Origin of the sequence: Actinomadura sp. NPDC048394 (assembly GCF_040651755.1) — a bacterium.
In the GTDB taxonomy this organism is placed as follows: Bacteria; Actinomycetota; Actinomycetes; order Streptosporangiales; family Streptosporangiaceae; genus Spirillospora; species Spirillospora montaniterrae.
Map to the genome: position 1 here is coordinate 23,472 of NZ_JBEZJL010000108.1, position 6,289 is coordinate 29,760.

Annotated in this window: 7 protein-coding genes; 4 read left to right on the top strand and 3 right to left on the bottom strand. The window is 76.4% G+C overall.

Features of this window, described 5'->3' with window-relative positions:
- The first annotated feature begins 72 nt into the window (after nucleotides 1-72).
- Nucleotides 73-918 carry an amidohydrolase family protein gene (locus AB0C78_RS46070; RefSeq protein WP_360761205.1) on the top strand — a complete coding sequence of 282 codons (846 nt, stop codon included), beginning with the start codon at nucleotides 73-75 and terminating at the stop codon, nucleotides 916-918.
- A gap of 109 nt (nucleotides 919-1,027) precedes the next feature.
- The gene (locus tag AB0C78_RS46075; protein ID WP_360761207.1) at nucleotides 1,028-1,630 is read left to right on the top strand and encodes a TIGR03086 family metal-binding protein; all 603 of its coding nucleotides are present in this window, start codon (nucleotides 1,028-1,030) and stop codon (nucleotides 1,628-1,630) included.
- Here the strand turns inward: AB0C78_RS46075 and AB0C78_RS46080 are convergent.
- From AB0C78_RS46080 to AB0C78_RS46090, 3 genes are all read right to left on the bottom strand, one after another.
- Nucleotides 1,612-2,649 carry an MBL fold metallo-hydrolase gene (locus AB0C78_RS46080; RefSeq protein WP_360761209.1) on the bottom strand — a complete coding sequence of 346 codons (1,038 nt, stop codon included), beginning with the start codon at nucleotides 2,647-2,649 and terminating at the stop codon, nucleotides 1,612-1,614. The two genes, AB0C78_RS46075 and AB0C78_RS46080, sit on opposite strands and share 19 nt — an antisense overlap.
- A 299-nt stretch (nucleotides 2,650-2,948) precedes the next feature.
- The gene (locus AB0C78_RS46085; protein WP_360761210.1) at nucleotides 2,949-3,827 is read right to left on the bottom strand and encodes a hypothetical protein; all 879 of its coding nucleotides are present in this window, start codon (nucleotides 3,825-3,827) and stop codon (nucleotides 2,949-2,951) included.
- A 29-nt stretch (nucleotides 3,828-3,856) separates the two neighbouring features.
- Entirely contained in the window at nucleotides 3,857-4,429 is a 573-nt protein-coding gene (locus tag AB0C78_RS46090; RefSeq protein ID WP_360761211.1) for a helix-turn-helix domain-containing protein, read from the bottom strand.
- A gap of 105 nt (nucleotides 4,430-4,534) precedes the next feature.
- Here AB0C78_RS46090 and AB0C78_RS46095 point away from each other — a divergent pair, with 105 nt between their 5' ends.
- Nucleotides 4,535-5,446, top strand: a complete 912-nt coding sequence (locus AB0C78_RS46095; protein ID WP_360761213.1) for a TIGR03620 family F420-dependent LLM class oxidoreductase — start codon at nucleotides 4,535-4,537, stop codon at nucleotides 5,444-5,446.
- Between the two features lie 75 nt (nucleotides 5,447-5,521).
- A complete protein-coding gene (locus AB0C78_RS46100) occupies nucleotides 5,522-6,166 on the top strand; it encodes a PadR family transcriptional regulator (RefSeq protein WP_360761215.1) in 645 nt (214 codons plus the stop codon).
- The last annotated feature ends 123 nt before the right edge of the window (nucleotides 6,167-6,289 follow it).

Genomic DNA, 6,289 nt, shown 5'->3' on the forward strand with positions numbered 1-6,289 from the left:
CCCCGCGGGGCGGGTCCTGGCCGGTGGGACGCGCCCTTGCGCCGCGCCGCTGCGGCGTGGTCCTTATAGGGCATGACGGCGATCGCGGATCTCGAGTTCTTCGACTCCCACGTGCACTTCTGGCGGCCCGAGGCCAACGACTGGTATCCGGGGCTGGGCGCGTGGAAGCCCGAACTCGTCCGCGACCACCTCCCGGACGGGTACCGCGCGGCGGCGGACGGCGTCGAGATCACCGGCGTCGTGCACGTCTCCGCGGTGACGAAGCCGGGCGCCCACCTGGACGAGACCCGCTGGCTGGACGAGACGCGCCGCGGCACCGGCGACCCCGCCGCGATCATCGGCACCGTCGACCCGTCCGCGCCCCTCGACGCGGTCGCCGCCGACCTGGACGCGCAGGCCGCCAGCCCAGCGTTCCGCGGCATCAGGGTCTTCGACGGCCTGGACCCGGCGGCGGCCGGCGGCCTGTTCCGGCTGCTCGGCGAGCGGGACCTGGTCTTCGACCTGGTCGTCCACCCCGGCGACGCCGCCGCCCACGCGGCCGCCGCCGAACGCGCGCCCGGCACCGCGTTCGTGCTGGAGCACGCCGGCTGGCCGGACGGCGACGCGCCCGACCAGTTCCGCGAGTGGCGCGACGGCGTCGCCCGGCTCGCCGCGCTCCCGCACGTCGACTGCAAGATCTCCGGGCTCGGGATGGCGCTCGGCACCCTGGAGACGGCGCGGCTGCGGCCGTTCGTGGAGACCTGCCTGGAGCTGTTCGGCGTCGAGCGGTGCTTCTTCGGCAGCAACTTCCCCGTCGACGGCCTCGCCGGGACGTTCCCGCGGCTCATGACCGCCTACCGGGAGATCGTCGAGCCGCTGTCCGGCGGGGAGCGGCGGCGGCTGTTCTCCGGCAACGCGCGCCGCCGCTACCGGGCCTGACGCCCCGCCGGCGCCCGGAACCGGGAAACTCCTCGGCCGCGCCCGGTGACTTTCCCGTCCCGCCGGGGTCAGTTCAGGTGGGGACGGTCCCCGGAAGGCGAGGGCGGGGATGAGTTCGGTGGAGACGGTGGCGCTGCTCGAACGGTCCGTCGGTTATGCGCTCGGCGGGCTCGGGGGCGTCACGCCCGCGGCGCTGGGCCGGGCGACGCCGTGCCGCGGCTGGGATCTCGGGATGCTGCTGCGGCACACCGCCGACTCCCTGGACGCCCTGCTGGAGGCCGTCGACACGGGCTCGGTCCGGCTGGAGCCGCCGCCCGGGCCCCGCGACGCGCCGCCGGACGACCCGGCCGCCGCGCTGGTGGCGGCGCTCCGGTCCGGCGCCGTCCGGCTCCTCGGCGCCTGGACCGCCGCCGACGACCGGCCGGTCACCGTCGGCGGGTGCCCGATGCGCGCGGTCATGGTCGCGATGACGGGCGCCATCGAGCTCGCCGTGCACGGCTGGGACATCGGCTGCGCCACCGGGAGCCCCCGGCCCATCCCGCCGGGCCTCGCCGGGCTGCTGCTGGACCCCGCCAAGGCGCTGGTCACCGACGCGACGCGCGACGGGCTGTTCGCCCCGGCCGTCCCGGTGCCCGGCACCGCCGCGCCGGCCGACCGGCTGCTCGCCCACCTGGGCCGCGACCCGCGGGTCTTTCAGGCGCGCGGCGCGTAGCGGCGGACGCCGCCCTCCTCGTGCGCGTCCAGGACGCCCTGGTCGGCCAGCACGTCCAGGTGCGCCTCGATCTCCAGCACGGCGAGCATCCGGCTGAAGGAGTCGAGGTCGGCGAGCGTGCGGCGGCGCCGCGTCCAGGTCATCGCCCCGGCGACCGCGAAGGCCGTCCCGTGCCCCGCACGGACCTGCTCGGCGGCGGCGTCGAGCCGGGCCGCGTGGTGCTCCAGCAGCTCGTCGATCCGGGCGTGGGTGCTCGGCGTCACCGGGCCGTGCGCGGGCAGCAGCAGCGTGTCGGCCATGTCGCGGACGAGCCGCAGCGAGTCCAGGTAGCTGCGCAGCGGCCGCCGCTCCGGCTCGGCCTCCAGGCCGATGGACGGGCTGATGTGCGGCAGGACGTGATCGCCGGCGAACAGCAGCCCGGCCGCCGCGTCCCGCAGCACCACGTGCCCGCGGGTGTGCCCGGGCGTGGCGAACACGTCCAGCGCGCGGCCGGTGAGCGCGACCCGCTCCCCGTCGTCCAGCCAGGCGTCGGGCGCGGTCAGCGGGTCCTCCTCGTCGGCGGGGTCGCGCGGGATCGCGGCGATCTCCGCGGCGAGCCCGGCGGCGCCGCAGCGGCGGAGCATCTCGATCTGGCGCGCGTGCGCGCCGCGCGGGACGGCGGACGCCTCGATCGACGGCCGCTCACCGCGCCCGATCCGCACCCGGGTGCCGAACGAGCCGCGCAGCGCGAGCGCCTGCGAGTAGTGGTCCCGGTGCGCGTGCGTGACGAGGAACTGCGCCACGTCCTCGGGCTTGTGCCCGAGCGTGCGGAGCGCGCTCTCGAGCGCCGCGCGGCTGTCCGGCATCGCCCAGCCGGAGTCGATCAGGACCGGGCCGTCGGCGTCCTCGACGACGTAGACGTTGACGGCGTGCAGCGACGGGATCGGCAGCGCCAGCGGGATCCGGTGCACGCCGGGCACCACCGGATGGGCCCCCGGTTCGTACCATTCCGCCGCCTGCTCCACCACCGGTGCCGTCACCGCGCGCCCCCCGATTCTCGAATCGCGTTCTATTAGTGGAACTTACTTCATCCCGGAACCCGCCCACACCGCCGGGGCGCCCCTGCACTCCGCCGGCGCTCCGTTCCGGGCGCCGGTCGTGTTGTTTTTCTGGGGGGCGACCCCCAGACCCCCGAGATAGGGCTGACCGGCGCCCTGCGCTCCGCTGGCGCTCCGTTCCGGGCGCCGGGCGTGTTGTTTTTCTGGGGGCGACCCCCAGACCCCCGAGATAGGGCTGACCGGTGCCCTGCACTCCGCTGGCGCTCCGTTCCGGGCGCCGGTCAGCCGTGCGCGGCGTCCCGGTCGGCGGCGCGGCGCGCCTCCTTCGCCGCCTTCCGCGCCTCCCGCGCCGCCTCCTCCGCGCGGGCGCGCGCCTGCTGGGCCCGCTCCGCCTTGCGCGCCGCCGAGTCCCGCTCCGCCGTCGCGCGGTCCAGCTCGTGCCGCAACCGCCCCACCTCGGCGGACGCGTCGTCCGCCGCCCGCTTCGCCGCGTCGGCGCGCTCGGTCCGGTCCGCCAGGGCGCGCTCGGCCTCGTCCGCCTTCCGGGCCAGGGTCTCCGCGCGGCGGGCACGCGCCGCGCTCGTCCGCGTGACCTTCGGCCGCTCGGCCTTCTTCTCCCGTCGGGCGGGCTTCTCCGGTGGGGCGGGCTTTCCCTCCTCCTTCGGCGGCGGCTCCGGGGCGAGGGCGAAGCCCGCCGGGACGAAACCGGTGTGGCTGCGCGGCTGCGGCAGCCGCCCCTCCCGCACCTCGGCGGCGACCTCCTCGTCCACGGTGGCCGCCTGCAGGGTGTCCTCGACCTCGCGGACGGCCTGGTCGCGCAGCGGACGCCCCGCCTCGGCCGCGATCTCGCCCGCTCGGCGCAGCAGGGCCGCGACGAGCCGCGCCCGCTGCTGCTCCAGGTCGCCGAGCCCGCCGCCCGAGGCCCACGCCTCCCGCATCCGCGCGCCGACGTCCAGCAGCCGGCCGAGATCGCCGGCCGCCGACCGGGCCAGCAGGTTCACCGCCCAGGCCGACAGCGTCGGCCGGCGCAGCCCGCCGATCCGCTTGGCGAGCGCCGCGTCGCCCTCCGCCTTGGCCTCGCGGGCCAGCCGCGTCCGGGTCGCAACGAACTCCTCCGGCACGACGCCGTACAGCTCGTCGGCCGCCGTCGAGAACTCCACGCCCGTCTCCTACCCGCCCGGAGCCGATCTCAGGGGCGCAGGGCGTCCTCGACGAGGGCGAGCAGCCGGCCGGGCTGCGCGGGGTCGTGCGCCGCCTCCTCGGTGGCGAGCGCCACGCCCACGACCAGCTGCATCATGTCGGCGGCCGTCACGTCGGGACGCGCCGCGCCCGCCCGCTGGGCGTGGGCGAGGACGCGCCCGGCCGCCTCCCGGATCGCGGTGTGGCAGTCGAAGCCCAGGTCAGGCGGCGCCGCCAGCGCCGCCCCGCCGAGCCCGTGGTCGCCGCTCGCGTGGTCGAGGAAGGCGCGCAGCCAGCCCGACAGCGCGGCGGCGGGGGGCTCGGAGGCGATCAGCCGGTCCGCCCGCGCGCACAGCCGCTCGACGCGGTCGGCGAGGACGGCGGCCAGCAGCGCCTGCCGGGTGGGGAAGTGCCGGTAGAGGGTGCCGGGGCCGACGCCCGCGCGCCGCGCGATCTCGTTGAGGGACGCGTCGGGGCCGTGCTCGGCGAACGTCTCGCGGGCCGCGGCGAGGACCCGCTCGCGGTTGCGGCGGGCGTCCGCGCGCAGCGGGCGCCCGGGGCGCGTCTCGTCCGCCGTGGTCATCGCCCCATCCTCGGCCGTCGCGGCCCGGGTAGCCAACTGGAGAAGTTCTCCGTATCGTACCCGGAAAGGAACCGGAGAAGTTCTCCGGAAATCGGGAGGCATGCGATGCAGCGGGACGGGCTCGGCCGGGTCGGGATCTGGACGTTCGCGTTCGACGGGCGGCCGGCGGGACGGGTGCGGGAGGCGGCGGCGGAGATCGAGGAGCTCGGCTTCGGGGCGATCTGGTTCGGCGAGGCGTTCGGGCGCGACACCGTCGGCCAGGCGTGGCTGCTGCTGGGCGCGACGCGGCGGATCGCCGTCGCGTCCGGGATCGCCAACGTCGCCTTCCGCGACCCGATCGCGATGGCGGGCGCCGAGCGCACGCTCGGGGAGGCGTTCCCGGGCCGCTACCTGCTCGGTCTCGGCGGCCACCGGGTCGGCGACCCCGGCGAGCTGGACGGGTACGCGATGCCGCCGGTCGGGCGGCCGGTGCCGATGATGCGGGACTACCTCGACGCGATGGACGCGGTGCCGCGGCACAGCCCGGAAGCCGATCCGGTGCCGCGCCGCGTGCTGGCGGCCCTCGGGCCGAAGATGCTGGAGCTGGCGGCCGAGCGGACGTGGGGCGCGCATCCGTACTTCGTGCCCGTCGAGCACACCGTGCGGGCCAGGAAGACCATGGGCCCGGACGCGTTCCTGGGCGTCGAGCAGGCCGTCGTCCTCGACACCGACACCGCTCGGGCTCGGGAGGTGGCGCGGGCGCACGTCGGCGGCTACGTGCAGGCGGCGGAGCATCAGCGGGCCAGCGTGCGGCGGCTCGGCTACGGCGATGGCGACATGACGGGCGGCCCCGGCGGCGGCCCGAGCGACCGGCTCGTGGACGCCATCGTCGCGCACGGTGACGTGGACGCGATCCGCAAGCGCGTGCGGGAGCACCTGGACGCAGGTGCCGACCACGTCTGCGTCCAGGTCCTCACCGAGGACCCGGCGGCGCTGCCGCTGGAGCAGTGGCGCGAACTGGCCCCGGCGCTGCTCTGACCCACCGGGGCATGGACGCGATATGTCGCTTCTGCTTATACTCGTACGCGAGTATTCGTTGACGAGGAGACCGGCATGCCGAAGCGGCGGAAGGTGAGCAACCTCCTAGGGCTCGCCGTGCTGTCGACGGTCTCCGCCAGGCCGATGCACCCGTACGAGATGGCCTCGCTGATGAAGGCGCGTGGCAAGGACCACGACATGGACATCAAGTGGGGCTCGCTCTACACGGTCGTCCGGAACCTGGAGAAGCACGGGTTCCTGGCGGTGGAGGGCAGCGTCCGCGACGGCGCCCGCCCCGAGCGCACCGTCTACCGGATCACCGACGCCGGGCGCGAGGAGCTGGCCGACTGGGTGCGGGAGCTGATCGAGGTCCCCGAGACCGAGCACCGGCGGCTCGAGGCCGGGCTGTCGGTGCTCGGCGCGCTCGGCCCGGACGAGACCGCCGTGCTGCTGCGCCGCCGCCTCGACGCGCTGGAGCGGCGGATGGCGGGCGAGCGCGCCGCGCTCGCCGCGGAGTCCGAGGTGCCGCGCGTCTTCCTGCTGGAGGCCGAGTACGCCCTGGCCATCCTGCAGGCGGAGGCGGACTGGGTGCGCGCCTTCCTCGGCGAGATCACCGGCGGCACGCTGGAGGGCCTGGCGATGTGGCGCGCGTTCCACGCCACCGGGAGCGTCCCGCCCGAGATCGCGGAACTCGCGGAAAGGGGTGCCACCGAGAGCTGATCACGGCCCGGCGGCGGTGCTGCAACATCTCGCTGCTCGGGCACGTGATCACGCATCGCACGCCCGAGGGCGAGGTCGCCGCGCGGCTCACCGAGGTCGAGGCGTACGCGGGCCCGCTCGACC

Excerpts from the sequence above, each read along its gene's own strand:
- AB0C78_RS46070 (WP_360761205.1), top strand. The coding sequence starts at position 73 with ATGACGGCGATCGCGGATCTCGAGTTCTTCGACTCCCACGTGCACTTC.
- AB0C78_RS46075 (WP_360761207.1), top strand. The coding sequence starts at position 1,028 with ATGAGTTCGGTGGAGACGGTGGCGCTGCTCGAACGGTCCGTCGGTTAT.
- AB0C78_RS46090 (WP_360761211.1), bottom strand. The coding sequence starts at position 4,429 with ATGACCACGGCGGACGAGACGCGCCCCGGGCGCCCGCTGCGCGCGGAC.
- AB0C78_RS46095 (WP_360761213.1), top strand. The coding sequence starts at position 4,535 with ATGCAGCGGGACGGGCTCGGCCGGGTCGGGATCTGGACGTTCGCGTTC.
- AB0C78_RS46100 (WP_360761215.1), top strand. The coding sequence starts at position 5,522 with ATGCCGAAGCGGCGGAAGGTGAGCAACCTCCTAGGGCTCGCCGTGCTG.